Genomic DNA, 24,992 nt, shown 5'->3' with positions numbered 1-24,992 from the left:
ACCGCGGGCACAGCGTTCACCAGCGGCCGCGCTCCGCGGCTCAGCGCGGGTAGCGTGACCGGTGAAGGCGCCGAGAGGTCGGTCGCCTCGAACGGAGCGAAGAAGAGACTCGGCGGGTCCAGCGCGGACGGCGTCCCTCGATTGCCGCGTGTCTCCGTAGGGAGAGCCGGGCCACGCGGACCGGTGGTGAGCACCGTGGCGCCGTCTCCGCCGACCGACCAGGTCGACCACCCCTCGCGGACGCGCCGCAGAGATCGCCAGGTCCGCCCTGCGTTTTCGGTCACGAGCGCGATCGCCTCGTTCTCGACCTCTCCTGTCACCACGGCTCGCCTCTCATCGAGCACGAACGCTCGTCGCCATCGGGTCGACGACGGCGCGAGCGCCGAATCGACGCCACGCGCCTGGCCAATGGCGGTGGTGAGCTCATCCGAGGACGCCGCGCCCGGGGGCGGCGGGACGGTGATGGGCGCTGCCTTTTCCTTCTTCCCGCAACCGAGCGCCAGGAGGGCCGTCAGGGCGGCAAGGGCGGTCGCGGCGGCACGGCGCCGCGTGGGCGCGCTCACTATGGAGTCGAGCATCGGCAATCTCTTCGCTGGTGTCGCCCTGGCTTGCTGCGCGGCGGCCCTGGCTTCTCCACGACTCGCACGCTCGCTCGCGCCGCGCCCGAGCCGTCTTGTCGGAGCGCCCGTGGCGTCACGGAAAGATGCGCGCGCGGCGACCGCCCTGTCTCCCCGCTGGATCGCCCCGAGCTCCGCGTTCGATTCGCGTCTGCCCCATAGCGGGCTGCGGGTTCGCGCGCTACAGGCTCATCCGCGTCGTTCGGCTCGCTGCGGCGTACCTTCGTACGCCTCACTCGCCTGCCTAGCGGCTGAGCCCGTATCACACCAACCTGCACCCCTCTATCGTGCCGGCCGCACGCCGCGCGGCCGGCACTAGTCGGCCTGCTCCGGATCCATGCAGCACCGGAAGCCCGTCGAGTAGTCGTGGTAGCCGAAGGAGTGGGCGGTCGTGGCATATTTGCAGCCCTCGCCGTTGCGCGTCGTGTCCATGAAATAGCCGCCACGGAAGGTGCCGCTCGGATCATCGACCCACTCGTGGAGGTTGCCTACCATGTCGAACACGCCGTAGGCGTTGGTGCATCCCGCGCGCTCGCCCGTCGGGAGCAGCGCCTGGGACAGCTGGTTGATGAGCGGGTTGTTCATCGCCGTCGTCCAGCGCTCCTCGGGCTTGATGTCGAGCAGCGCCGCGATCTCGGCGACGGGGTGAACCCGTCGCTCGTCATCGTTGCACGCGCCCTGCTGGCGGAGCGCGCCGTAGGGGAACGTCGTGTCGTCCGGCCCTCGGCAGGCGGTCACCCACTCCTCCGAGGTGCACAGGCGCTTGCCCGATGCCGCGCACGCCAGCTTGGCCTGCCGCCCGCTGATGTAGCCTTGGGGCATGACCCCCTGCCAGGACACGGCGCGGACGCGGCGCTCGTTCCCGTCAATCGGATCGTAAGGCGACCAGGGGCGCTCACCGCTGGGCGTCACCTCGACCAGAGCGCCCTCCCAGCGGTCGACGCACACGCGATCGTCGACGAGGGCCATCTCCGCGGGGCAGCGCGCGCTGGCCATCGAGGAGGACATCGGGATGGCGCCGATCTCGGACTCCATCCCCGAGGCGAGCGTTGCGCTGTCCTTGACGGCAGCGAGCGCGCTCTCCTTGGCCTTGATGCGCCGTTCCGTCGGGACGGCGGCGGTCCCCTCGAGCGAGGCGCGCACCATCAGGCGCGGCGTGATCTGCTCCGCTGTCGTCGACCCCGGAGCACAGCCGGCCGACGCGACGAGCACGCCGAGCAGCGCTCCGCCGCGGAATGGACGCGCCCCCGGCGATCGCGGAACGGAGGCTGCCAGGCGCGGGCGGGAGGAGTCCTTGGCCACGGAGGAGCCGAGGATCCCTTCCCGCGATCTTTTTTGCAACCGAATACCGCGCTCGGGGGCTCCCCGAACGGGCCTACATGAGAGGGTGCGCGCGCTGGGGCGCTAAGGTGGGTGTGAGCTGGTGAGAGGCCCAGAGGTCATCTGGTGTGCGTCGAATGCCAGGGGAAAAGAACGGCGAGAGCAGAGCGCGCACGGTGGGCGCGCAGGCTGTGCACCCGTGGCGGCGGCCGGGTCACTCGAAGGCCATGATCTCCTCGTAGCATGCGTCGTAAGCCTCCTGGCAGGAGACATCGGGGTTGTCGTTCATGCACGCGACGAGATCGTCCGCTGCATCTCGGTTGAGGGGGTTCATCTGAGCCGCGCACTTGGCGGGGTCGAACGTGCCAGCGTCGCAGAAGTCGGAGATGGTGTCGCAGATCTCGTCGGCCTGGTGCGGGCACGCGTTGGCGTACGTGCGGTTCATGCACGCTTGAACGGGATCCACATCGCACGCCCGCTCCACGCCGATGTCGCTCAGGCAGTCCACGAGGTCCGCGGCGTGACCCGGGGAGAAGACGGCGAAGCCGTGCTTGCAGAGCCCGTAGCCGATCGGGTCCTCGTCGCGGTTCGCGCCGCACTGGCTCGTCGCCCCCTGCGCAGGCGAGATGTTGAGCTCGTCACAGGCCGCGACCGTGAGGTTACCGTCCGACGCCTCGATGCAGGCGTCGCTGCCGCCGGTGCCGCCCTGGCCGCCGTCGCCGCCGGTGCCGCCGTCGCCGCCGGTGCCGCCCTGGCCGCCGGTGCCGCCCTGGCCGCCGTCGCCGCCGCTGCTCGTGGACCCGTGGGTGACGCCGGGGCCGACCGTCTGGTCCACCTCGTTGTCGGTGTCCTCCGTGGTCACGACGCAGCCGGTGTAGATGGCGGGCAAGATAAAGGTAAGCGCGAGGAAAGAATGGCGATGGCGAGCAAGCATGGTCACGTTGCCTCCTACAATGTCAGGGAAGAGTTCCACGGCCTGGTGCGTTCGACTGAACCTGGGGCTCCCCTATTCCCCTCGCAATCCTGCTCTTCGGCCTGGTCCAGCCGTCCGACGCCGACGCTCCGGGGGGGCACCTCCGCCGTCGACGGCTCAGGCCGCCGTCGACGGCTTGTCTCAGCTGTATTTCGTCAGTGTCAAGAACAGAACTCAGCCTCGTGTTCGTCCGTCCACCTGCCCGGGCACCAGGCTCGGCGTGCCCGGAGCCCCCCGACGTCCGTTCAGGAGAAACTGAAAAGCTGCTCAGCCCGCGGGGACGCGCGAAACAAACTGAAGGGGAGCGGAAGGATCGCGCTTGCGTACCGCGCCCCCCGCTGGTAATCACCGCGCTCCGTTTTCCCGGGCGATCGGGTGTCCTCCCGGTCTCCCAGTAGAAGAGCCGTAACGGCGCTTCGATCCCAGCTCCGCTCCTTCGGCCGCCGCGGGAACCCCCCCGGTGACGCGAAGGGGGCCCACGTCGATGGACGTCGAGCTGGGACCGGAAGCGTACGACGGTGCAACCGGTTCGCAGCGAACCGAAACCCGGTACGGAGTAACTCCGCCCGCCGGTGTCGCGAGGTGTCTCGAATGGTAAGCAAAGCCAGTGCGATGTTTTCGCGGATCGCCCCGCGCAAGGCTCGCATGATCGCCGATCTCGTTCGAGGTCGCGACGCGGACGAGGCGATCCAGCTGCTCTCGTTCACGCAGAAGAGCGGAGCCCCCGTCCTGCGGAAGATCATCGAGAGCGCGGTCGCGAACGCCCAGCAGGCGGGCGCCGACATCGACGCGCTCTTCATCAGCAAGGCCACCGTCGACAAGGGGCCGAACAAGTTCAACCGCCGCTGGCGGCCGCGCGCGATGGGCCGTGCGACCCGGATCACCAAGGGCGTGTCGCACATCGTCATCGAAGTCGACGAGAGAAAGTAAGTAGAGGACCTGCCGCTATGGGACAAAAGACCCATCCGTATGGCTTCCGCGTCGGTGTCATCAAGACGTGGAGCAGCAAGTGGTACGAGGACGGCGCTGCGTATCAGAAGTGGCTCCACCAGGACATCCGCATCAAGCGCGCGATCAAGCAGTACCTCTACAACGCCAACATCGCCGGCGTGGAGATCGAGCGCGCCGCGAACCGCGCGAAGGTGATCGTCTTCACCGCCCGCCCCGGCATGGTGATCGGCAAGGGCGGCAAGGGCATCGAGACGCTGAAGAGCGGGAACGTCGGCACCGCATCCAAGGGTGAGACGCTCTTCCCCGGCGTGTCGTCGTTCACCGACAACGAGGTGTTCATCGACGTGCAGGAGGTCCGGAAGGCCGAGACCAACGCGCAGCTCGTCGCCGAGAACATCGCGACGCAGCTCGAGCGCCGGATCGCGTTCCGCCGGGCGATGAAGAAGGCGGTGGCCACCGCGATGAAGTTCGGCGCGAAGGGCATCCGCGTGCGCTGCGCCGGCAGGCTCGGTGGCAGCGAGATGAGCCGCGTCGAGACCTACCGCGAGGGCCGGGTGCCGCTGCACACGCTCCGCGCCGACATCGAGTTCGGCCTGGCCGAGGCGAAGACGAAGGTCGGCATCATCGGCGTGAAGGTCTGGATGTTCAAGGGCGAGGTCCTGCAGCGTAAGGCGCGCCGGATCCAGTAGAGGGATTGCAGAATGCTGTCTCCGAAGCGAACCAAGTTCCGCAAGATGCAGAAGGGGAACAACCGCGGCCTCGCCATGACGGGCAGCGACGTCTCCTTCGGCGACTTTGCGCTCCAGTGCGTCGAGCCTGCCCGCGTCACCTCGCGGCAGATCGAGGCGGCTCGTATGGCGATCCAGCGGCACGTGAAGCGCGCGGGCAAGCTCTGGATCCGCATCTTCCCGGACCGTCCGGTGACGAAGAAGCCGCTCGAGGTCCGCATGGGTGGGGGCAAGGGCGCGCCCGAGGAGTGGTGCGCGCTCGTGCAGCCGGGCCGCGTGATGTACGAGATCAGCGGCGTGAGCGAGGAGACTGCGAAGGAGGCGTTCCGCCTCGCGTCGCACAAGCTCCCGATGCAGTGCAAGTTCCTCGCCCGCGGGCTGACGTGAGGTAGGCGATGAAGGCGAAGGATTTGCGTGAACGCACCACCGAGCACCTGCGCGAGCTCGAGAAGTCTCTGGCGGCAGGCCTGTTCGAGGCGCGGTTCAAGAATTTCACGAATCGGCTGAACGACACGGCGACGATCCGCAAGTCGAAGCGGGATCTCGCGCGGGTGAAGACGATCCTCACGCAGCGCGCGCGTGCCGAGGAGAAGGCGTAGCCATGGCGAAGAAGAAGGCAGAGACCCAGCAGCCGGCCGCTGCGGCGCCCGAGCTGGCAGCCGCGGCGCCTGCGCAGGCCGAGACCGAGGCGAAGGCGCACGGCTTCCGGCGCAAGCTGGTCGGCAAGGTGACCAGCGACAAGATGAACAAGACGGTCACCGTCGAGGTCATCCGGAACGCGCTCGACCCTGTGTACAAAAAGTACGTCCGTCAGCGGGAGCGCTACAAGGCGCACGACGAGACGAACCAGTACAAGGTGGGCGATCGCGTCGAGATCACGGAGCACAGGCCGATCTCCCGCGACAAGCGGTGGCTCGTGACCAAGCTCGTTGCCCGCCCGGTGGAGGAGTAGCGCCATGATCCAGGTGTCGACGCATCTCGAGGTCGCGGACAACTCCGGCGCCCGAATCGTGAAGTGCATCAAGGTGCTCGGCGGCTCGCGCCGCAAGTACGCCGCTCTCGGCGACGTCATCGTCGTCTCGATCAAGGAGGCGTTGCCGGGCACCAAGGTGAAGAAGGGCGAGACGGCGCGCGCCGTCGTCGTCCGCACCGCCCGGGAGTACCAGCGCTCGGACGGCAGCTACATCAAGTTCGACGGGAACAGCGCGGTCCTCATCAACAAGGAGAAGGAGCCGATCGGTACCCGTATCTTCGGGCCGGTCGCTCGTGAGCTCCGCGCGAAGAAGTTCATGAAGATCATCTCTCTCGCTCCGGAGGTCCTCTGATGAAGCGCCTCAGGGTCGGTGACCTCGTGCAGGTCATCAGCGGCAAGGAGGAGGGGAAGCAGGGCCGGATCACCAAGATCCTCGCTGACGAGGATCGCGTGGTCGTGGAAGGCCTGAACACGGTGACCCGCCACCAGCGGCCCACGCCGCGCAATCAGGAGGGTGGGAAGATCACCAAGGAGGCGCCGATTCACGCCTCGAATGTCATGCCGGTCGATCCGGCGACGGGCAAGCCGACGCGCGTGAAGGTCCGCGTCGGTGAGGGCGGCAAGAAGATGCGCGTCGGCAAGAGCGGCAGCGCGATCGGTGTGGGCTAGCCATGGCGGACAAGAAGGACAAGGACAAGGCGGCCAAGGACGCCGGCAAGGGCAAGGACAAGCCCAAGCCGCAGCAGGCCAAGCCGCAGGCGCCCGCCAAGAGCAAGGAAGCCAAGGGCGCGAAGGCCAAGGGCGCCGACGCCGAGGCCTCCGGGCCGGCCGAGGAGCGCCCGCGCGACCCGAACTATGCGCCGCGGCTTCGCACGCACTACAGGAAGAGCGTGACGGCCGCGCTCGCGAAGAAGTTCGGCTACAAGAACCCGATGATGGTGCCCCGCCTGCAGAAGGTGGTCATCAACATGGGTCTCGGCGCCGCGGTGCAGAACCCGAAGATCATCGACTCCGCCGTCGAGGACATGCGGGCGATCTCCGGCCAGAAGCCGGTGGTGACCCGGGCCCGGAAGTCGATCGCGACCTTCAAGCTGCGCGAGAACCTGCCCATCGGGGTGATGGTGACCCTGCGTGCCGAGCGGATGTGGGAGTTCGTGGATCGCCTGATCGCGTTCTCTCTTCCGCGTGTTCGCGACTTCAAGGGCGTGAGCCCGAAGGGGTTCGACGGCAAGGGCAACTTCACGATGGGCCTGCGCGAGCAGATCATCTTCCCCGAGATCGACTACGACAAGATCGATGTCGTGAAGGGGCTCAACATCTCGTTCGTGACCACGGCGAAGACGGACGAAGAAGGACGCGCGCTCCTGACCGAGCTTGGCATCCCGTTCCGGCATTGAGGGATTTTCGATGGCCCGTGCAAAAGAGTTTGCGAAGCTGAACCGTCCGCCGAAGTTTTCTACGCGGCAAAAGAACCGTTGCAAGGTGTGCGGGCGCGCGCGCGCTTACTACCGCGACTTCGAGCTCTGCCGCGTCTGCCTTCGGTTGTTCGCGCTCCGTGGTGAGCTCCCTGGTGTGATCAAGGCCAGCTGGTGATTCTATGATGACCGATCCCATCGCCGACATGCTGACCCGCATTCGCAACGCGGCGCTCGCGCGGCACGACCGGACCGAGGTCCCCGCGAGTCGCATCAAGGCCGCGGTCGCGGAGATCCTCAAGTCCGAGGGCTTCATCGCCGACGTGCGCGAGACCGAGGGTGAGGGTCCCAAGAAGCTCACGATCGTGCTCAAGTACGGGCGCGATCGACAGAGCGCGATCGACGGCGTGCGCCGCGTCTCCCGCCCCGGGCGCCGCGTGTACGTGCGTCACGACAGGATCCCGCGCGTGTTCAGCGGGCTCGGGATCTCGATCCTGAGCACGTCCCGCGGGCTCATGAGCGACAGGGATGCGCGCCGCCTCAAGATGGGTGGCGAGCTGATCTGCGAGGTGTGGTGATGGAAGCTCAGGCGAACGCAGCCCAGCCCGCGAACGGTGACAGCCGGCTCGCTCCGAAGACGTCGCGCGTTGGCAAGCGCCCGATCGACCTGCCGAAGGGGGTCACCGCGACCGTCAACGGCCGGAAGATCGACGTCAAGGGTCCGAAGGGCCAGCTCTCCCGCGCGATCACCGACAAGGTGGACATCAAGCTCGAGGGCAGCAAGCTGCACGTGAGCTCGGTGGCGCCTGGGCGCGACGGGTCGCGCCTCCAGGGCCTCACGCGGGCGCTCGTGGCCGCGATGGTGAAGGGCGTCGCCGAGGGTTACGAGCGGACGCTCGAGCTCAAGGGGACCGGCTATCGCGTCGAGCTCAAGGGCACGACGCTGAACTTCGCCCTCGGCTTCTCCCACCCGGTGACGTTCCCGGTGCCGACGGGGCTCACGGCGACGATCCCGGCGGACTCGAAGGGCACCGTCCTGGTCCTGACGGGCGCGGACAAGGAGCTCATCGGGCAGACGGCCGCGACGATCCGTGGCTTCAGGCCGCCGGAGCCGTACGGCGGCAAGGGCGTCCGATACCGCGGCGAGCGCGTGCGGGAGAAGGCTGGCAAGGCCGGCAAGGGCGGCAAGAAGTAAAGGCGAGCGGCGGCGTGTACGCCGCTGCACCGAGGGACGAGACGGTCATGGGCATGAAAATCGTCGGTCGGGAGCGCCGGAAGCTCCGCATCCGCAAGAAGGTCGAGGGGACGCCGGAGCGCCCGCGCCTCAGCGTCTTCCGCAGCTCGAAGCACATTTACGCGCAGGTCATCGACGACGTGAGCGGCAAGACCCTCGCCCACGCTTCGACTCTGTCGAAGGACCTCAAGGGCTCCCTCGACGAGGACAACAAGGTCGAGGCGGCGAAGAAGGTCGGGGCTCTGATCGCGAGGATCTGCAAGGACAGGCAGATCGACAAGGTCGTCTTCGACCGCAACGGCTATCTGTATCATGGGCGCGTCAGCGCCCTCGCCCAGGCGGCGCGCGAGGCAGGTCTCGATTTCTGACTCCCACAGCCGCTGCCCTGATGGTGAGGGCGGCGGGCGCGGTCAACTGCCGCGGCGGAGAACGTGATAGAGGACGGTTATGGCGTTCGATCATGTCGACGAAGAGAAGCTGAAAGAGCGAGTCATCCACATCAACCGCGTCGCCAAGGTCGTCAAGGGCGGCCGGCGCTTCAGCTTCTCGGCGCTGGTCGTGGTGGGCGACGAAGCGGGGCACGTGGGCATCGGCCTGGGCAAGGCCAACGAGGTGCCGGAGGCCATCCGCAAGGGGAACGATCAGGCTCGCAAGAACCTGTTCCGCATTCCCCTGGACGGCGTGACCATCCCGCACGACTCGTTCGGCCACGTCGGGGCGGGCAAGGTCCTGCTGAAGCCGGCCAGCCCTGGGACGGGCGTCATCGCCGGCGGCGCGGTGCGCGCCGTCGTCGAGTCGGCGGGGATTCACGACGTGCTGTCGAAGTCGCTCGGCACGAGCAACCCGCACAACGTCGTGCACGCGACCGTCGCGGCGCTCCGTGGGCTCAAGAGCCCGGAGAGCGTCGCCGGCAAGCGGTCGATGCAGCTCGACTCGCTCGACTACCAGCGCCGCGGTAGCACGAACACCGCGGGTCGACGGCGCGCGAGCGTGGCGCCGCCCCCCGGGAAGCCGGGCGGCGGCGGTGGTGCACCGAGCGGCGGCGCTGAAGGAGGCTCGCAGTGAAGCTCCGGGTACGTCAGAGGGCCAGCAACATCGGCCAGGTCGAGCACACCCGCAAGATCATCAAGGGGCTCGGCCTGCGTGGGCCGGGGTCCGAGGTGGTCGTCGCGAACACGCCCTCGTTCCGTGGCATGGTGAAGAAGGTCCTCCACCTCGTCGAGGTCGAGGAGGTCGCCGACGGAGCGACCTCGTCGAAAGCCTGAGAAGCGAGATCGTCATTCCAGCGGAGTCGCCGCGTACGGAAGTGTGAAACATGGACATTCTTTCTAAGCTCCAAGCCCCTGAAGGCGCCGTAACCAAGAGGCTCCGCGTTGGCCGTGGCGTGGGGTCGGGCGTCGGCAAGACGTCTGGCCGCGGACAAAAAGGGCAGAAGGCGCGGGCCGGCGGCAACATCAACAAGAAGCACTTTCAGGGCGGGCAGACGCCGATCCAGCGTCGCCTCCCGAAGCGTGGCTTCCGCAACCCGCTCGCGGACATCGTCGTCAACGTCAACGTCGGCGACCTCGAGGCGTTCGACAATGGCGCCCAGGTCGATCTGATCGCGCTCCACGAGCGCCGCCTCGTGCAGGGGCGGTTCGACGTGCTGAAGATCCTCGGCGACGGTGAGCTCACGAAGAAGCTCACGGTGACGGCGCACCGCTTCTCCAAGGGAGCGGTCGAGAAGATCGAGAAGGCGGGGGGCAAGGCGGTCGTGCTCGCGGCGCCTGCACCCCAGGGCAGCTCGACGGACTCCTCGTCCTCGTAGTCAGCGCGCACGCGCACCCACCAAGCCGGAGTCCAGGATCGCCTATGGCCAGCCTCGCGGGAATCACCAACTTCCACAAGATCCCCGAGCTCCGGCGACGCGTGATCTTCACCCTGGTGATGCTCGCGGTCTACCGGGTTGGCGTCTTCGTGACGACGCCCGGCGTCGACCGGAACGCGATGCGGCAGTACGTCGCGAAGCAGTCCGGCGGGCTCCTGAGCTTCTTCAACATGTTCTCGGGCGGCGCGCTGGAGAACCTGTCGATCTTCGCGCTCGGGATCATGCCGTACATCTCGGCCTCGATCATCATGCAGCTCATGGGCATGGTCTACAAGCCCATCGACGAGCTGCGGAAAGAGGGCGAGCAGGGTCGCCGGCGGATCGATCAGTACACGCGGTACGGCACGGTCGCGCTCTCGCTGTTCCAGGCCTTCTCGATCGCGAAGATGCTCGAGGGCCTGTCGAGCAGCGAGACCGGGGCCGGGATCGTGAACCACCCCGGCATCGGCTTTCAGCTGATGACGGTCATCACGCTGACGACCGGGACCGCGTTCCTGATGTGGATCGGCGAGCAGATCACGGAGCGCGGCGTCTCGAACGGCGTCTCGCTCCTGATCTTCGCGAGCATCGTCACGCGCATTCCGGAGGAGGTCGGCAACTACTTCGCCCAGAACGCCGGTGATCTCCAGCCCCTGACGATGGCCGCGATCGTCGCGTTCATCGTGTTCGTCATCGCCGTCATCGCGTTCTTCGAGAACGGCAGGCGTCAGATCCCGATCGTGTACTCGCGGCGCCAGGTCGGTCGCCGCGTCTACGGCGGGCAGACGGCGCACCTGCCGCTGAAGGTGAACACGTCCGGGACCATCCCCCCCATCTTCGCGTCGTCGCTGCTGATGTTCCCGCAGACGCTCGCGAACATGAACGTCCCCGGGGCCGAGCAGATTCAGGCGATCATCAACCGGGGGGACTGGGTCTTCAACACCGGCTACGCGCTGCTCATCGTCTTCTTCTGCTTCTTCTACACGAACGTCACGTTCCAGCCGGTGGACGTCGCGGAGAACCTGAAGAAGCAACAGGCAAATATCCCCGGGATCAGGCCAGGAAAGCAGACGGCGGACTACATTCACCGCGTGATCCAGCGGATCACCGTGGGCGGCGCGCTCTATGTCGCCGCGGTGTGCGTGGTGCCCTCGATCGTCGGCAACCTGCTGCGTGTCCCCTTCGGCTTCGGAGGCACGTCGCTCATGATCGTCGTCGGCGTCGCGCTCGACACCGTGAACCAGCTGGAGGCGCACCTGATCACGCGGAGCTACGAGGGGCTGACGGGCCCCGGTGCCACCCGCATCCGGGGCCGCAGGCTCCCGGAAGCGTGATGGAGGGCAAATGATCTTGGTTCTGGTGGGGCCTCCTGGAGCTGGGAAGGGTACGCAGGCGAAGCTGCTGTGCGCACGCTTCGGCATCCCGCAAATCTCGACCGGCGACATGCTGCGCGAGGCAAAGCGATCGGGGACCTTGGAGAAGCGCTATCTGGACATCATGGACTCTGGCGGACTCCTGCCGGATGAGGCCGTCATCGGCCTCATCGCGCGCAGGACGGTCGAGCCCGACTGCAGCGATGGCTTCCTGCTGGACGGATTTCCCAGGACTGTGCCTCAGGCGGACGCGCTCGACGAGATGCTGGCCAGCGCCAACCAGGGCGGCAAGCGGATTGATGCGGTGATCCAGCTGGACGTGGCGCGTCCCCTGCTCGAGGAACGCCTGATCCATCGCCGAACTGACAAACGCAGTGGACAGATATATCATCTCGTCTATAATCCGCCGCCCCCCGGTGCGGAGCTAGAGCATCGGGCCGATGATCGGCCCGAGGCTGTTGCAAAGCGTCTCGACGCCTACGAGGCGATGACGGCCGCCCTTCTTCCGTTCTACGAGCAGAAGAAGCTGCTGCATCGCGTCGATGGAGTCGGGAGGCCTGAAGAAGTTACGCACAGGGTGCTGTCGGCGATTGGCCGGCCGGGCTCGGGTGGAGAATGAGGCGTAAGAATCAGACCAGACCGCCGAAAGAACCGAAGGGCGACAAGCTCGAGTTCGACGGCGTGGTTCAAGAGGCCTTGCCGAACGCCATGTTTCGCGTGAAGGCGGACAACGGCCTCGGCGTCCTCGCGACCATCAGCGGCCGGATGCGGCAGTACTACATCAAGATCCTGCCGGGCGACCGCGTGACCGTCGAGGTCTCGCCGTATGACCCGAGCCGAGGCCGGATCACGTACCGGCACAAGTAACGTAGTTTTTGAGGAATCTGGAGGCTCCCCGTGAAGGTGCGCCCGAGCGTCAAGAAGATCTGCGACAAGTGCAAGGTGGTCCGGCGGCGTGGTGTCGTTCGGATCATCTGCGAGAACCCCCGCCACAAGCAGCGCCAGGGGAACTAGCTCTTTCGGCGGTAGCCCGCCCTCGTTTCGGTTTGGAGTAACCATGGCTCGTATCGCTGGTGTCGATCTCCCGCGTCGGAAGCATGTCGCCTACGCCCTGCCGTACCTGTTCGGCATCGGGCGGACTCTCGCCTTGCAAATCTGCGAGAAGACCAACATTCCGCAGAACAAGCGGGTCGAGGAGCTCAGCGACGCTGAGGTGAAGGCGATCCGCGACCTCCTGGACGCCGAGTACAAGGTCGAGGGCGACCTGCGGCGCGAGGTGCAGCTCAACATCAAGCGGCTCATGGACCTCGGCTGCTACCGGGGGCTCCGCCACCGGCGCGGGCTCCCGGCGAACGGGCAGAGGACGCATACGAACGCGCGCACCCGGAAGGGACCGCGCAAGGGCATGTTGCAGCGGCGTCCTGCCGCGACCAAGTGACGAGCGGGGATTAGGACGCCATGGCGCAAGCGAAGACGGCTGCCACTACCACGAAGGCCAAGCAGAAGAAGAAGGTCAAGAAGAATGTCTCCGCGGGTATCGCGCACATTCAGTCGACCTTCAACAACACGGTCGTGACGATCACGGACATCAACGGCAACGCGATTGCGTGGTCGTCCGCTGGCGCTCGCGGCTTCAAGGGATCGCGCAAGTCGACGCCGTTCGCCGCGCAGCTCGCGGCGGAAGAGGCGGCGCGCCGGGCGCAGGAGCACGGGATGCGCTCGGTCGCCGTGTTCGTGAAGGGGCCGGGGGCCGGACGCGAGAGCGCGCTCCGTGCGCTCCAGACCGCTGGCTTCAAGGTGACGCTGATCCGTGACGTCACGCCGATCCCCCACAACGGTTGCCGGCCGCCCAAGCGGCGCAGGGTTTGAGGTAATTCACGATGGCTCGCTACATTGGTCCGGTCTGCAAGCTCTGCCGCCGCGAGGGGATGAAGCTCTACCTCAAGGGCGAGCGGTGCTACTCCGAGAAGTGCGCGTACACGCGGCGCCCGTATCCCCCCGGCCAGCACGGCCAGGGGCGCATCAAGCTGAGCGAGTACGCGGTGCGCCTGCGCGAGAAGCAAAAGGTGCGTCGCATCTACGGCGTGCTCGAGCGGCAGTTCAGCGGGTATTTCCAGGAGGCCAACCGGCGCAAGGGCCGGACGGGCGAGGAGATGCTCGGGCTGCTGGAGCGGCGGCTCGACAACGTAGTGCACCGGATGGGCTTCGGCTCGTCCCGCGCCGAGGCGCGCCAGCTCGTCCGGCACGGGCACGTGCACGTGAACGGCAAGCGGCTGGACATCCCGAGCTACGTCGTTCGGGCGGGTGACCGGGTCGAGCTCACCGAGGGGGCGCGCAAGTTCAAGAGCGTCCTCGCCTCCGTCGGCGGCGCGGACAAGCGCCCGGTCGCGAGCTGGATCGACGTGGACCGCGCGGCGTTCACCGGTGCGATCAAGGGCGCGCCGATCCGCGAGGATCTCAACGAGCCGGAGATCCGCGAGCAGCTCGTCGTCGAGTACTACTCGCGCTGATCGCGCGAGGGCGGCGCGGAGGAGGGCGGCGTCGCGAGCGCACCTTGCAGGGTGCGCTCGATCGCTGCGGGCTCCCCTCGGCGCCGCCATCCCGCGCTCGCGCGCGGGGGCATGGAGCCTAGGATGCGGGCAGGAGGCGGCGTCGATTGGTCGAGTGCGGCCGCGGCGTGAGACCTCCGCGCAAACCTCATGAAGGAAGGAGATCGCCATGACGATGAACAACCCGAACCTCACGATGATCGCCCGTAACTGGCGCGATCTGATCCGGCCCAAGGGCATCTCGATCGACGCGGACAGCGGGACCCAGTTCTACGCCAAGTTCACGTGTGAGCCCCTGGAGCGCGGCTTCGGGATCACGATCGGCAACTCGCTGCGCCGCGTGCTGCTCTCCTCTCTCCAGGGGGCGGCCGCGACGGCCATCCGCGTCGAGGGCGCGCTGCACGAGTTCACCACCGTGCCGGACGTGGTCGAGGACGTCAGCGACATCATCCTCAACGTGAAGGAGGTCGTCTTCAAGGCGGCCACCCCGAAGACGTACTCGGTGCGGATCGATCGCGAGGGGCCCGGGCCCGTGTACGCGCGCGACATCCAGCTGGTCGAGGGCCTGTCGGTGCTCAACCCCGACCACCTCATCGCCGTGCTCGACAAGAAGGGCCCGCTCTCGATGGAGCTCACGGTCAACGTGGGCCGCGGCTACGTGCCCGCCGAGCGCAACAAGACGCCGACCATGCCGATCGGGACCATCCCGATCGACGCGCTGTTCTCGCCGATCCGCAAGGTGAACTACACCGTGCAGAACGCCCGCGTCGGGCAGGTGACCGATTACGACAAGCTCACGCTCGAGGTCTGGACCAACGGGTCCGTCTCGCCGGCGGACGCGGTCGCCTTCGCCGCGAAGATCCTCAAGGAGCAGCTCTCCATCTGGGTCAACTTCGAGGAGAGCGAGGAGACGAGCTACCAGGCGGTGATGAGCGACGACGAGCCGCTCAACGAGAACCTGTTCCGCTCCGTCGAGGAGCTCGAGCTGAGCGTCCGCTCTGCGAACTGCTTGCAGAACGCGAACATCACGCTCATTGGCGAGCTCGTGCAGCGGACCGAGCAGGACATGCTCAAGACCAAGAACTTCGGTCGCAAGTCGCTGAAGGAAATCAAAGAGATCCTCGCGAACATGGGGCTCTCGCTCGGGATGAAGATCGACAACTGGCCGCAGCTCCTCGAGCGCTGGAAGGCGCAGCAGGCGCAGGCGTGAGTCGGTACTGAGGGAACGTCATGCGTCACAAGAAAGCGGGCAGGCAGTTTGGTCGGGATACCTCCAGTCGCAGGGCGATGCTTCGCAACCTGACGGCGAACCTGATCACCCACGAGCGGATCGAGACGACCGACGCCAAGGCGAAGGAGCTGCGGCGCGTGGCCGAGCGGCTCATCACCAAGGCGACGCGGCTCGGCAAGGTCGCGTACACCGCGCACGGGGAGCTCAGCCCCGGCGACAGAGCGCGCCGGCTCCACGCGGAGCGGCTCGTGGGCAGCTACATCCCTCGCTGGGGGGTCGCGACCGACGGCAAGAAGGTCGACATCATCGCGAAGGTGATGATCGATCTCTCGAAGCGCTTCGAGGGACGGCCGGGCGGCTACACGCGGATCATCAAGCTCGGTCCGCGCCGCGGTGACTGCGCGCAGATGAGCCTCATCGAGTTCATCGACGCGCCGCCGGTCGCGGACGCGCCTGCGCAGGCCGCCGAGCCGGTCGCCGCGGCGGAGCCGGCCACCCCGGCGACGACCGCCGGCTGAGCCCGGAGACAGGCCGGCGCCGCGTGGCGCCGGCACAGTCGCAGACAGCACGCCGGGAGAGCGCTCAGCTCGCCCGGCGTTTCTGCGTTGTGAGCCCGGCCGGCGCTCAGGGGCCGACCGCTGCGTGGGCCTGGTGCGCGCGACGGCTCAGCGGTCGCGCGGGTCGGCTGCAGGGGCGTCGTCGCGTCGCGGTTCCGCCTCCTCGATAGGCTGTGCCGGCAGGTCGGGGTCCGCCCTCGAGGCGGCGGCCGGGGCCGGCTCGGGAGACGTCTGGGGCTGCGGAGGAGCGGCGCTGTCCTGCCTTCGGGGCGGCGCCGAGGCAGGCGGCGATGCGGTCGGCTGCGGAGGGGGCGGCGCCGAGGCAGGTGATGCGGTCGGCTGCGGAGGGGACGGCGCCGAGGCAGGAGACGCCGGCGGGGGCGGAGGCACGGCGCCGGCTTGCTCTCGAGCGCGCGACGGAGCGCTCCGTCGCCGGGCGATGAAGAACATCGAGAGCACCGCGGCGAGACCTACCGCTCCCGCGGCGATGTGGCGGTTCGTCTGGCTCTTCCGCTCCGCGACCTTGTCCCCGAGGGAGGCGAGCGCCGCCCTCGCGCCGGCGTTGGAGGGGTCGAGCTCGATCGCACGCTCCAGCACGAACTTGTCCGGCGTGCCGCGCTCGATGAGGAGCGCGCCCTCGAGATAGGCGATCTCCGCTTCGATCTTCCTCGCGCGCTCGCCTGGCGCGTCGAGGCGCAGCGCCTTGCGCAGCATGGCGAGCGCGTCGTCGCGCCGGTCGGCAGACAGCGATCGCGCCCGCTCCACGTAGGCGTCCACCATCTCCTTGCGGCGCTCGAAGAGCGGCGCGCGGGCGAGCACCTTGTCGAACGCGTCGGTCGCCTCGGCGGGCTTGCCCGCGCTCGCCGCGGCGACGCCCTCATCCATCAGCTTGTACACCTCCGCGAGGCGCGCGCGATCGTACGTCCCGAAGAGCTCGCGCGCGACACGGTCCCACGACCACTCGCGCGGCGGCTTCGCGCCGGTGAGGTCCAGGTAGGCGTCGCGGAGCTGCCAGATGCCGGGCTCGCCGATCGCGGAGATCGCCTCCCGCGCGGCGTCGCGCAGCCGCGCGCGGTCGCTGTTGCAGAAGCTCAGGATCACGCGCACGGCGTCCACGTCCCGGACGCGGCCGTAGGCGCGGAGGACGTCGGCCAGGATCTGCGTGTCATTCGACGCGATCGCCTCGCCGGGGATCGCCCGGCCGAGCAGGTCGAGCTGCTTGTTGGCCCACCGCTGGACGATCTTGGCGTCGTGCTGGCGCGCCTCGATCAGCGCGGGGACCGCCTTGTCGCGCAGCTTGGCCACCTGCCGCTGGAGATCGATGCGGAGCAGCTCGCCGAAATAGGCGTGCAGCGCGATGAGCTCGCGGACCGCAGGCGTCGTGCCCGCAGCGACGAGCATCCGCTCCATCGCGAGCAGCTTGACGACATCGCGCCACGCGCTGTCCCGCGGCCGCGCCACGGCCAGCATGAAATCCAGCCAGTCCCCCTCGTCCTTCTCGTCGTCAGCGCCCTTCTTGGCGCTCTGGTCGGCCTTGATGTCCTTCTTTGCGCCCTTCGCGTCGCCGGCGTCCTTCTTTGCGCCCTGGTCGGCCTTCGCGTCTTTCTTCGCGTCACCGGCGCTCTTCTTTGCGTCACCGGCGCCCTTCTTTGCGTCGCCAGCGCCCTTCTTTGCGTCGCCAGCGCCCTTCTTCGCGCCCTTGTCGGCCTTCGCGTCTGCAGCCTTCTTCTTGTTGCCGTCGCGCTCGTCCTCCCCCTTCTCGCCCTTCATCGCCTTGCGGCCTTCTCTGCGCGCGTCCGCGAGCACGCGAGGCGCCGCGTCCCGATCGAGCGAGCCGCGGATGTCCTGAACGCGCAGCCGCACCGCATCGACGATGCCAGGGATCGGCTCATCGAGGGCCGCGCGGGCGTTCTCCCGCGAGCGCGCGTCCTCCGACGTGAGCTGGTCGAGTATCCGGTCGAGCTCGCGGACCGCGGCGATGTCAGGCTCCGGGCGGGCGATCGGGGCGAGGCGCGGGAGCTCAGGGAGCGCGGAGGAGGCCGGCGCGGAAGTGCCCGCGTCGCGCTCGCCGGCGGCGCGCGCCGGTGGCGTCGCGAGCGGCGCCGCTGCGAGCAGGCCAATCAGGACGAGCCACGCGCACGCCGGCCTGCGTCGCTGCGCCCATCGCGCGCCTGCACCCCTCGGATCCGACGAGCTGCGTGCCAAGCGCCTCAATCCGTGATGCGAAAGTCGAAGAAATCGCCGGAGAAGCCACGCCACCGGACGTCGACGCGCTCGACCCGCGCGGCGCTCGGGCCGCGGTTCGCCCAGGCGATGAGCTCCTTCAGCTCGTCCTCCTCCCCCTCGGCGAGGACCTCGACGCTGCCGTCGGAGCGGTTCTTCACCCAGCCGGTGAGGCCGAGCCGCTTGGCCTCGCGCTGCGTGGAGGCACGAAAGAAGACGCCCTGGACGCGACCGCGGACGAACAGCTGAACCTGTTTGAGCCCCATGGAACCAGCTTGACTTAGCCGCGCGTTCCGGGGGAGGCAACTTCAGGCAGCACCTGGGAGCCACGGGCAGTTCGCCCGCGCCGTTCTTCGTACGAACGGCGCGGGCGACCTGAATCCGTGCCACGCCCCACGACGCGCGCGCGTCGTCCGTGCCTCCCGCCGCGCATTGACAGAGCAGACGCGCTTGATAGAGTCGCCGCCCGATCGGCAAGCACAGCCCGCCGATCGAGCGACATGAACGGAGGGGCGCCGGTTGCGAGGCGAGCCCTCTTCCCTCTGGCGACCCGCCGACATCGACGACATGCTCGGCCCCGCCTCGGGTCCGACCCGCTAGACCCCCCCAACCAAAAAACCAACGACCGACGGCCTCCACGCCCTTGACAGGGCACGTGCCGTCGCATCCTGGAGCTTTCCGACTCATGCACCTCAGGGAACTGAAGCAGAAACCGATGGCCGAGCTCGTCCAGATGGCGAAGGGGCTCAACATCGAGGGCGCTGCCGGGCTGCGCAAGCAGGAGGTCATCTTCGCTCTCCTGCAGGCCCACGCGGCGCAGGACCAGCCGGTCTACGGCGAGGGCGTGCTCGAATGCCTGCCCGACGGCTTCGGCTTCCTCCGGGCGCCGGACTACAACTACCTGCCGGGTCCGGACGACATCTACGTCTCGCCGTCCCAGATCCGGCGCTTCAACCTCCGCACCGGCGACAGCGTGAGCGGCTCCATCCGGCCGCCCAAGGAGCGCGAGGCGTACTTCGCGCTGCTCAAGGTCGACAAGATCAACGGCGAGCCCCCCGAGGTCGCTCGCGACAAGATCCTGTTCGACAACCTCACGCCCCTCTACCCGCAGCAGAAGTTCAACATCGAGAACGGGACGAAGAGCTTCTCGACCCGCATCATCGACATGCTCTGCCCCATCGGGAAGGGGCAGCGCTGCCTCATCGTCTCGCCGCCCCGCGCGGGCAAGACGGTGCTGCTCCAGCAGATCGCCAACGCGATCTCCGCGAACCACCCGGACACGACGCTGATCGTGCTGCTCATCGACGAGCGCCCGGAGGAGGTGACCGACATGCAGCGCACCGTGAAGGGCGAGGTGATCAGCTCGACCTTCGATGAGCCCCCGACGCGGCACGTGCAGGTCGCCGAGATGGTGATCGAGAAGGCGAAGCGCCTCGTCGAGCACAAGCACGACGTCGTGATCTTGCTGGACTCGATCACCCGCCTGGCGCGCGCGTACAACACGGTCGTCCCGCCGAGCGGCAAGATCCTCTCCGGCGGCGTCGACTCGAACGCGCTGCACAAGCCGAAGCGGTTCTTCGGCGCCGCGCGCAACGTCGAGGAGGGCGGCTCGCTGACGATCGTCGCCACCGCGCTCGTCGACACGGGCTCGCGCATGGACGAGGTCATCTTCGAGGAGTTCAAGGGCACGGGTAACAGCGAGATCCACCTGGATCGCAAGCTGATGGAGAAGCGGATCTTCCCCTGCCTCGACATCAACAAGAGCGCGACCCGCAAGGAAGAGCTGCTGCTGCCGGAGTGGATCCTCCAGCGCGTGTGGCTGCTCCGCCAGCTGCTGCACCCCCTCAACGTCATCGACTCGATGGAATTCCTCCTGGACAAGGTGAGCCGCACCGAGACCAATCAGGAATTCCTCGAGAGCATGAACCAGTAACGGCGCGTCCTAGGGGCGCTCCCGGCGGCCGTCGGGAGCGCTCTCTGTCACGCGAACGGTTCGCGCAGGGGCCCGCGCGCGCGCTCCTCCGGGCGAAGTCGTGTTAGCGTCTTCTGGTGACCGCGAAGGCGGAACAACGCACGAAGGCGCTGCAGGCTCGCGTAAAGGAGCTCGAGGCGCGCCTCGCCCACGCCGACAAGACGGTGCGGGCGCTCCGGGATGTCGGGCTGGCCCTTGGCAGCACCCTGGATCTCGACCAGCTCCTCGCGCTGATCCTGAACAAGATCACCGAGCTGCTCGACGCGGACCGAGCCACCCTCTACCTGCTCGACGAGCAGCGGCAGCGGCTTTTGTCGCGCATCATCATCGGCGAGGAGGCGCGCGCGATCGAGCTGCCCGTCGGCGCGGGGATCGCGGGCCACGTCGCCAAGATGGGGCGCACCGTCCGCGTGAAGGACGCCTACCGGGATCGCCGGTTCCAGCGCGACTGGGACGAGGTCACGGGGTACCGCACCCGCTCGATCCTCGCCGCGCCGATGAAGAACCACGTCGGCCGGACCATCGGGGTCATCCAGGTCCTGAACAAGCACGGGGAAGGGGAGTTCTCGGTCCACGACGAGGAGCTCCTGAGCGCGCTGGCGACGCAGGCGGCCGTCTCGATCGACAACTCGCGGCTGTTCCTCTCGGTGATCCAGAAGAACACGCAGCTCGTGGAGACCAAGGAGCAACTCGAGCATCGCGTGAGCGACCTCAAGCTGCTCTTCGACCTCGAGAGCGCGATGGGCCGCGCGACCACGATGGAGGACCTCGCGCGCGCGGTCATCACGGAGGCCGGCAGGGCGTGCGAGGCGCGGGCGGGGGGGATGCTCGTCGACGAGATCGAGGGCGGGCTGTTCCTCTACTTCTTCGATCTCACGGCGTTCGACGGGGGCGGCGCGCCGCCCCGCGCGCCCGCCCTCGGAGAGGAGCCGGACGGCGTCGTGGTCGGGGCCGCCCCGTGGCCGGCGGTGAAGCGCATCGCGATGCGCCGCGGCGAAGGGGTGGTCGGGCGCGCCATGGTGAACAACGAGGCGGTGTGCTTCTCGCGCGAGGGCGGGGGCCGGGATCCGGACGACACGCTCGTGTCGCCGCGGCTCGCCCAGCTCGTCGGCGCGGAGCTCAGGACGGCGATCGCCGTGCCGCTCGAGGGCGAGGACGCGGTGCCGATCGGCTCCATGGCCCTCTACAACTCCAGGAACCCCCACGGCTTCTCGAAGGACGATCGCGCGCTGCTGCGGCTCGTGTCGGCGAACGCGTCGACCGCGCTGCGCCTGTTCCGGTCGCGCCTCGAGCGGGAGCAGAGCGAGCGGCTCACCACGATCGGGCGCCTGCTCTCGGGCGTGATGCACGACATGCGCACGCCGCTCACGGTGATCAGCGGTTACGTCCAGCTCATGGCCGGCGCTCCCGACGCGGCGACGAGGGAGGACCACGCGCGGCTGATCCTCAAGCAGTTCGACGTCATCAGCGCGATGCAGCGCGAGGTGCTGGAGTTCGCGCGCGGCGAGCGGAGCATCCTCGTGCGCAAGGTCTACTTGACCAAGTTCTTCGGCGACATCGAGAAGCAGCTGGAGCACGAGCTCGCCGGGACCGGCGTCTCGCTCTCCCTGGAGCTCGACGACCGAGGGACCGCGCGGTTCGACGAGGCGAAGATGACGCGGCTCCTGCACAACCTGGTCCGCAACGCGGTCGAGGCGATGCGGCCAGGCGGGGGCACGGTGACGATCCGCGCCTACCGCGACGGGGGCGACCTCGCGATCTGCGTCGCGGACACCGGGAAGGGGATCCCCAAGGAGATCCAGGGCCGCCTCTTCCAGTCGTTCGTCACCTCCGGCAAGCGCGGCGGCACCGGCCTCGGGCTCGCGATCGTGAAGAAGATCGTCGATGAGCACGCCGGGACGATCACGGTCGCGTCGTCCGACAAGGGCGCGAAGTTCACCATCCGCCTGCCCCAGGAGAGCGCGCCGTCGCGGTCTCCCGGGACCGCAGGGGGGCAGCCCCAGCTGGTGTCGACGGACGGCAGCTCGGCGACCAAGGCGCGCGCGAGCGTCGCGCCGGTCGTCCACGAGGGCATCCCCCGCCGCAGGCCGGCGGGCTCAGCTCCCGCCGTCACCCCCGTGAACGAGCGGGGCCGACGCTCGTCCAGCAACGGCTCGGACGCCTGACGCGCTCCCGCCGCTTGCGCGAGGCGCACCCGATGGAGAGACTCGAACGGTGTCCCAGCTCCGCCTGAAGCTCCTCGAGCCGCACCGGACGTCGCTCGAGAAGTGCGTCTACTGCCCCAAGCTCTCCCGCGCCGCCTGCCCCGTGTCGAACGTCGAGGCCAACGAGACGGTGACGCCGTGGGGGAAGATGTCGATGGCGTACTTCGCCGCGCGCGGCGACGTGCCGCTCGACGAAGGCCACGCGGATCCTGCCTGGGCGTGCTCCGCGTGCTTCGGGTGCCGCGAGCGCTGCGATCACAAGAACGAGGTGGCCACCGTGCTGACGGATGCGCGCGCGGAGCTCTTCGCGCGCGATCTCGCGCCGGAGGGGGCCAGGCGCGTGGCAAAGCGCTTTTCGGCCCGCGAGGAGGATCGCGCCGGTGAGCTCGACGCGCGCTCTCGATCGGCCGTGGCCGCGCCTGACGCGGTCCACGTGCTGCTCGGCTGCGGCTACGAGCGCCACGCGCCGGACGTGGCCCGCGACGCGCTCGACGCGACCGAAGCGCTGGCGGGCGCCCCGACCCGCCCGGTGCGCGCCTGCTGCGGGTTGCCGCTCCTATACGCCGGCGATCGTCCGGGCTTCGAGGCCGCCGCGCGGCGGCTCGCCGCGGAGGTCGCGCCCGGGGGGCGCTTCGTCGCCGTCGATCCCGGGTGCGCGCGCGCCGTGCGCGTCGAGTACCCGCGCGCGGGGGTGAGCGTGAAGGCCCCGGAGCTGTTCGTCGATCTCGCGCGCTCGTCGCTCGACAGGCTGCAGCGATCGGCGTCGGAGCGGCGGGTGCGCTACCACGATCCCTGCCAGCTCGGGCGCGGCCTCGATCGCTACGACGCGCCCCGGGAGATCCTCGCCCGCATCACGGGGCGCCCGCCGGAGGAGTTCATCCACCGCCGCGAGCTCGCCGACTGCAGCGGCGGCGGCGGCCTGCTGCCCGCCACGCGTCCCGCGTCGTCCGCCGCCATCGCCGACGCCAGGATCGCGGAGCACCGCGCGCTCGGCGGCGGGCTGCTCGTGACGCACTGCGCGCAGAGCCTCCAGCGGTTCAGGACGCGGGGCGAGCCGGCGGAGGACCTCGCGAGCCTCGTCGCGCGGGCCGTCGCGCCGCGATGACCGCGCCGCCGCCAGCCGCGGACGAGGCGCGCGGCGGCGCCGCGGGGTCGGAGGAGCGCGCGCCCCAGAAGCGGCGCACGGTCGCGGGGAGGCTCCTCGCGAGCTACCTCGTTGTGCTCGCCGCGTTCGCGCTGACCGTCGGCTGGAGCGTCCAGGCGCTGCGGGCGGCCTCGCGCGACGCCCAGCTGCTGCGCGCCGGGTACGTCCCGCTGCTGCTCCGCATCGGCGAGGTCCTGGCCGAGCAGAACGTCTTCAACGCCCAGCTCAACCACATCACCGCCGCGAAGAACCCGGGGGACGTGCGCGAGTGGATCGAGACCGCGAGGCGGACCCGTCCGCTCGCGTTCTCGATCGTCAAGGACGCCGCCCGGGCGCTCGCCGGCGCCGATGAGAAGGCGACCGGCGGGGACGCCAGCGTCGGGCAGGCGGCCGCGTCGTCCGGCGTCCGCCGGTTCAGCGACGAGGTCGCGGCCGAGGTGGCGGCGATCGAGCGGCTCGTCGGCGCCAGCCCGGAGCGGTTCGCCCAGCTCTTCCAGGCGCTCGCCGTCGGCGACCGCGACCTCGCCGAGCGCACGCGCGACGAGCTGGTCAAGCGAGAGGTCGAGGGCGCGCAGCGGCTACGGGCGATCAGGAGCCGCGTCGAGGGGCAAATGCAGAGCCTCACCGACGAGGCGGAGCTGCGCGAGGAGCGCTCGATGCACCTGCTCCTCGGGCTGGGCGTGCTGACGCTCCTCGTCGGTGTGATGATGTCGCTGTACGCGCGGCGGGTGCTCGCCCCGCTGACCGCGGTCACCGAGCGGGCCAACGCCGTCGCGCGCGGCGACCTCACCCCGAAGCAGGCGCTCGCGACGAACGACGAGATCGGCGAGCTCGCGACGACGTTCGAGGACATGGTCGCCGCGATCCGCCGCGCGCGCGCCGAGCTCGTGAACGCCGAGCGGCTGGCGGCGATCGGGAAGATGGCCGCGCACGTCACGCACGAGATCAGGAACCCGCTGTCGTCGATCGGGCTGAACCTCGAGCTGCTCGAGGAGGAGGTGGCGCGCGCCTCCGCCGCGGACACCCCTGACGCGGAGCTCAGGCCGGTGATGAAGGAGTCGGCGCAGCTCGTCACCGCCATCCGGGCCGAGGTGGACCGCCTGTCTCGCATCGCGGAGCAGTACCTCAGCGTCGCCCGCCGCCCCCGCCCGCGCCTGGAGCCAGAGCGGGTGGACGACCTGGTGCAGGAGCTGGTGGCGTTCGTGAGGCCCGAGCTCGACCGCGCCGGCGTCGCGGTTCGCGTCGAGGTGGAGGAGGCGGGGCCCGAGCTCCTCCTCGACGAGTCGCAGATCCGTCAGGCGCTCCTGAATTTGCTCCGCAACGCGCGCGAGGCGATGCCGAAGGGCGGCGAGATCGTCGTGAGCGTCAGCTTCTCGAGCGGCGCCGCGACCATCGCGGTCGACGACACGGGCCCCGGCGTGCCGGAGGAGCTGCGCGCGTCGATCTTCGACCCCTTCTTCACGACGAAGCAGCGCGGTACGGGGCTCGGGCTCGCGGTCACGCGGGACATCATCGAGGCGCACGGCGGCACGATCTCGTGCGAGCCGCGCGAGGCGGGGGGAACGCGGTTCCGGATCGTGCTGCCCGCCGGGCGCTCACCCGCCCAGGGCCGCGCCGCGGACGCGGTGCTGTGAGCCGCGCGCTCGCGCGTCGGAGAGCGGCACGTCCGACGCGGAGCCGCT

Annotated in this window: 31 protein-coding genes and 1 pseudogene; 28 read left to right on the top strand and 4 right to left on the bottom strand. The window is 68.9% G+C overall.

Going from position 1 to position 24,992, the window contains the following annotated elements; genetic code table 11:
* Positions 1 to 932: 932 nt before the first annotated feature.
* Positions 933 to 1,829, bottom strand: a complete 897-nt coding sequence (locus WME73_RS44140) for an SUMF1/EgtB/PvdO family nonheme iron enzyme (protein ID WP_437742270.1) — start codon at positions 1,827 to 1,829, stop codon at positions 933 to 935.
* Positions 1,830 to 2,151: 322 nt separating this feature from the next.
* Positions 2,152 to 2,871, bottom strand: a complete 720-nt coding sequence (locus tag WME73_RS44135) for a hypothetical protein (protein WP_437917501.1) — start codon at positions 2,869 to 2,871, stop codon at positions 2,152 to 2,154.
* Positions 2,872 to 3,501: 630 nt separating this feature from the next.
* Here WME73_RS44135 and rplV point away from each other — a divergent pair.
* The 24 genes and pseudogenes from rplV (at position 3,502) to rplQ (ending at position 15,728) form a co-directional block, all read left to right on the top strand.
* Positions 3,502 to 3,840, top strand: a complete 339-nt coding sequence (gene rplV, locus WME73_RS44130; RefSeq protein WP_012240567.1) for a 50S ribosomal protein L22 — start codon at positions 3,502 to 3,504, stop codon at positions 3,838 to 3,840.
* A gap of 17 nt (positions 3,841 to 3,857) precedes the next feature.
* Positions 3,858 to 4,550 (top strand): 30S ribosomal protein S3, encoded by a 693-nt coding sequence (gene rpsC / locus WME73_RS44125; RefSeq protein WP_061609597.1) that lies wholly within the window; start codon positions 3,858 to 3,860, stop codon positions 4,548 to 4,550.
* A 12-nt stretch (positions 4,551 to 4,562) separates the two neighbouring features.
* Positions 4,563 to 4,976, top strand: coding sequence for a 50S ribosomal protein L16 (gene rplP / locus WME73_RS44120; RefSeq protein WP_012240565.1), 414 nt, complete (start codon positions 4,563 to 4,565; stop codon positions 4,974 to 4,976).
* Positions 4,977 to 4,984: 8 nt separating this feature from the next.
* Positions 4,985 to 5,188 carry a 50S ribosomal protein L29 gene (rpmC, locus tag WME73_RS44115; protein ID WP_272102120.1) on the top strand — a complete coding sequence of 68 codons (204 nt, stop codon included), beginning with the start codon at positions 4,985 to 4,987 and terminating at the stop codon, positions 5,186 to 5,188.
* A 53-nt stretch (positions 5,189 to 5,241) separates the two neighbouring features.
* Positions 5,242 to 5,541, top strand: a complete 300-nt coding sequence (gene rpsQ, locus WME73_RS44110) for a 30S ribosomal protein S17 (protein WP_272102908.1) — start codon at positions 5,242 to 5,244, stop codon at positions 5,539 to 5,541.
* 4 nt (positions 5,542 to 5,545) lie between these two features.
* Positions 5,546 to 5,914, top strand: a complete 369-nt coding sequence (rplN, locus tag WME73_RS44105; RefSeq protein WP_012240562.1) for a 50S ribosomal protein L14 — start codon at positions 5,546 to 5,548, stop codon at positions 5,912 to 5,914.
* Entirely contained in the window at positions 5,914 to 6,231 is a 318-nt protein-coding gene (rplX, locus tag WME73_RS44100; RefSeq protein WP_437913487.1) for a 50S ribosomal protein L24, read from the top strand. Before rplN ends, rplX begins: the two co-directional genes overlap by 1 nt.
* 2 nt (positions 6,232 to 6,233) lie before the next feature.
* Positions 6,234 to 6,959 carry a 50S ribosomal protein L5 gene (rplE, locus tag WME73_RS44095; protein WP_437712559.1) on the top strand — a complete coding sequence of 242 codons (726 nt, stop codon included), beginning with the start codon at positions 6,234 to 6,236 and terminating at the stop codon, positions 6,957 to 6,959.
* Positions 6,960 to 6,969: 10 nt separating this feature from the next.
* Positions 6,970 to 7,155, top strand: coding sequence for a type Z 30S ribosomal protein S14 (locus WME73_RS44090; protein ID WP_437742268.1), 186 nt, complete (start codon positions 6,970 to 6,972; stop codon positions 7,153 to 7,155).
* A gap of 4 nt (positions 7,156 to 7,159) precedes the next feature.
* On the top strand, positions 7,160 to 7,555 hold the full coding sequence (gene rpsH / locus WME73_RS44085) for a 30S ribosomal protein S8 (RefSeq protein WP_012240558.1): 396 nt from the start codon (positions 7,160 to 7,162) through the stop codon (positions 7,553 to 7,555).
* Positions 7,555 to 8,172 carry a 50S ribosomal protein L6 gene (rplF, locus tag WME73_RS44080; RefSeq protein WP_437277607.1) on the top strand — a complete coding sequence of 206 codons (618 nt, stop codon included), beginning with the start codon at positions 7,555 to 7,557 and terminating at the stop codon, positions 8,170 to 8,172. Before rpsH ends, rplF begins: the two co-directional genes overlap by 1 nt.
* 47 nt (positions 8,173 to 8,219) lie before the next feature.
* Positions 8,220 to 8,579: a 50S ribosomal protein L18 gene (gene rplR / locus WME73_RS44075; RefSeq protein ID WP_437712555.1), complete on the top strand. Its 360-nt coding sequence runs from the start codon at positions 8,220 to 8,222 to the stop codon at positions 8,577 to 8,579.
* A gap of 79 nt (positions 8,580 to 8,658) precedes the next feature.
* Positions 8,659 to 9,138 (top strand): annotated as a pseudogene (gene rpsE / locus WME73_RS44070) (30S ribosomal protein S5); the annotation flags it as partial.
* A gap of 134 nt (positions 9,139 to 9,272) precedes the next feature.
* Positions 9,273 to 9,476, top strand: a complete 204-nt coding sequence (gene rpmD, locus WME73_RS44065) for a 50S ribosomal protein L30 (protein WP_437742267.1) — start codon at positions 9,273 to 9,275, stop codon at positions 9,474 to 9,476.
* Positions 9,477 to 9,526: 50 nt separating this feature from the next.
* Complete coding sequence (gene rplO, locus WME73_RS44060; protein ID WP_437546532.1) at positions 9,527 to 10,018, top strand: 50S ribosomal protein L15; 492 nt, start codon at positions 9,527 to 9,529, stop codon at positions 10,016 to 10,018.
* Between the two features lie 44 nt (positions 10,019 to 10,062).
* Positions 10,063 to 11,391, top strand: a complete 1,329-nt coding sequence (gene secY, locus WME73_RS44055) for a preprotein translocase subunit SecY (protein ID WP_437742265.1) — start codon at positions 10,063 to 10,065, stop codon at positions 11,389 to 11,391.
* A 10-nt stretch (positions 11,392 to 11,401) separates the two neighbouring features.
* Positions 11,402 to 12,049 carry an adenylate kinase gene (locus WME73_RS44050; RefSeq protein WP_437913486.1) on the top strand — a complete coding sequence of 216 codons (648 nt, stop codon included), beginning with the start codon at positions 11,402 to 11,404 and terminating at the stop codon, positions 12,047 to 12,049.
* The gene (gene infA, locus WME73_RS44045; protein WP_012240550.1) at positions 12,046 to 12,297 is read left to right on the top strand and encodes a translation initiation factor IF-1; all 252 of its coding nucleotides are present in this window, start codon (positions 12,046 to 12,048) and stop codon (positions 12,295 to 12,297) included. Before WME73_RS44050 ends, infA begins: the two co-directional genes overlap by 4 nt.
* 30 nt (positions 12,298 to 12,327) lie before the next feature.
* Positions 12,328 to 12,444, top strand: a complete 117-nt coding sequence (rpmJ, locus tag WME73_RS44040; protein WP_012240549.1) for a 50S ribosomal protein L36 — start codon at positions 12,328 to 12,330, stop codon at positions 12,442 to 12,444.
* A 43-nt stretch (positions 12,445 to 12,487) separates the two neighbouring features.
* The gene (gene rpsM / locus WME73_RS44035; protein ID WP_012240548.1) at positions 12,488 to 12,868 is read left to right on the top strand and encodes a 30S ribosomal protein S13; all 381 of its coding nucleotides are present in this window, start codon (positions 12,488 to 12,490) and stop codon (positions 12,866 to 12,868) included.
* Between the two features lie 20 nt (positions 12,869 to 12,888).
* A complete protein-coding gene (rpsK, locus tag WME73_RS44030) occupies positions 12,889 to 13,299 on the top strand; it encodes a 30S ribosomal protein S11 (protein WP_012240547.1) in 411 nt (136 codons plus the stop codon).
* A gap of 11 nt (positions 13,300 to 13,310) precedes the next feature.
* Complete coding sequence (rpsD, locus tag WME73_RS44025; protein ID WP_272102129.1) at positions 13,311 to 13,940, top strand: 30S ribosomal protein S4; 630 nt, start codon at positions 13,311 to 13,313, stop codon at positions 13,938 to 13,940.
* Positions 13,941 to 14,148: 208 nt separating this feature from the next.
* Positions 14,149 to 15,189, top strand: a complete 1,041-nt coding sequence (locus WME73_RS44020; RefSeq protein ID WP_437742263.1) for a DNA-directed RNA polymerase subunit alpha — start codon at positions 14,149 to 14,151, stop codon at positions 15,187 to 15,189.
* Between the two features lie 20 nt (positions 15,190 to 15,209).
* Positions 15,210 to 15,728, top strand: a complete 519-nt coding sequence (gene rplQ, locus WME73_RS44015; RefSeq protein ID WP_012240544.1) for a 50S ribosomal protein L17 — start codon at positions 15,210 to 15,212, stop codon at positions 15,726 to 15,728.
* Between the two features lie 147 nt (positions 15,729 to 15,875).
* Here rplQ and WME73_RS44010 read toward each other — a convergent pair whose 3' ends face one another.
* Positions 15,876 to 17,972 carry a hypothetical protein gene (locus WME73_RS44010; protein ID WP_437742262.1) on the bottom strand — a complete coding sequence of 699 codons (2,097 nt, stop codon included), beginning with the start codon at positions 17,970 to 17,972 and terminating at the stop codon, positions 15,876 to 15,878.
* Between the two features lie 5 nt (positions 17,973 to 17,977).
* Positions 17,978 to 18,256 (bottom strand): acylphosphatase, encoded by a 279-nt coding sequence (gene yccX, locus WME73_RS44005; RefSeq protein WP_012240542.1) that lies wholly within the window; start codon positions 18,254 to 18,256, stop codon positions 17,978 to 17,980.
* A gap of 419 nt (positions 18,257 to 18,675) precedes the next feature.
* On the opposite strand from yccX, the gene rho reads away from it, so the two are divergent.
* The 4 genes from rho to WME73_RS43985 all read left to right on the top strand — a co-directional run bounded on the left by rho (position 18,676) and on the right by WME73_RS43985 (position 24,944).
* Positions 18,676 to 19,923, top strand: a complete 1,248-nt coding sequence (rho, locus tag WME73_RS44000) for a transcription termination factor Rho (protein WP_012240541.1) — start codon at positions 18,676 to 18,678, stop codon at positions 19,921 to 19,923.
* 116 nt (positions 19,924 to 20,039) lie between these two features.
* Positions 20,040 to 22,127: a GAF domain-containing protein gene (locus WME73_RS43995; RefSeq protein WP_437913485.1), complete on the top strand. Its 2,088-nt coding sequence runs from the start codon at positions 20,040 to 20,042 to the stop codon at positions 22,125 to 22,127.
* A 49-nt stretch (positions 22,128 to 22,176) separates the two neighbouring features.
* Positions 22,177 to 23,271, top strand: a complete 1,095-nt coding sequence (locus WME73_RS43990) for a (Fe-S)-binding protein (protein ID WP_437742260.1) — start codon at positions 22,177 to 22,179, stop codon at positions 23,269 to 23,271.
* A complete protein-coding gene (locus tag WME73_RS43985) occupies positions 23,268 to 24,944 on the top strand; it encodes an ATP-binding protein (protein ID WP_437742259.1) in 1,677 nt (558 codons plus the stop codon). The genes WME73_RS43990 and WME73_RS43985 overlap by 4 nt, the downstream gene beginning before the upstream one ends.
* Positions 24,945 to 24,992 lie beyond the last annotated feature (48 nt).

Origin of the sequence: Sorangium sp. So ce302 (assembly GCF_051530145.1) — a bacterium.
Taxonomy (GTDB): Bacteria; Myxococcota_A; Polyangia; order Polyangiales; family Polyangiaceae; genus Sorangium; species Sorangium cellulosum_B.
Note: the sequence above shows the minus strand (reverse complement) of the source record. Positions and strands in the feature narration are given on the sequence as shown.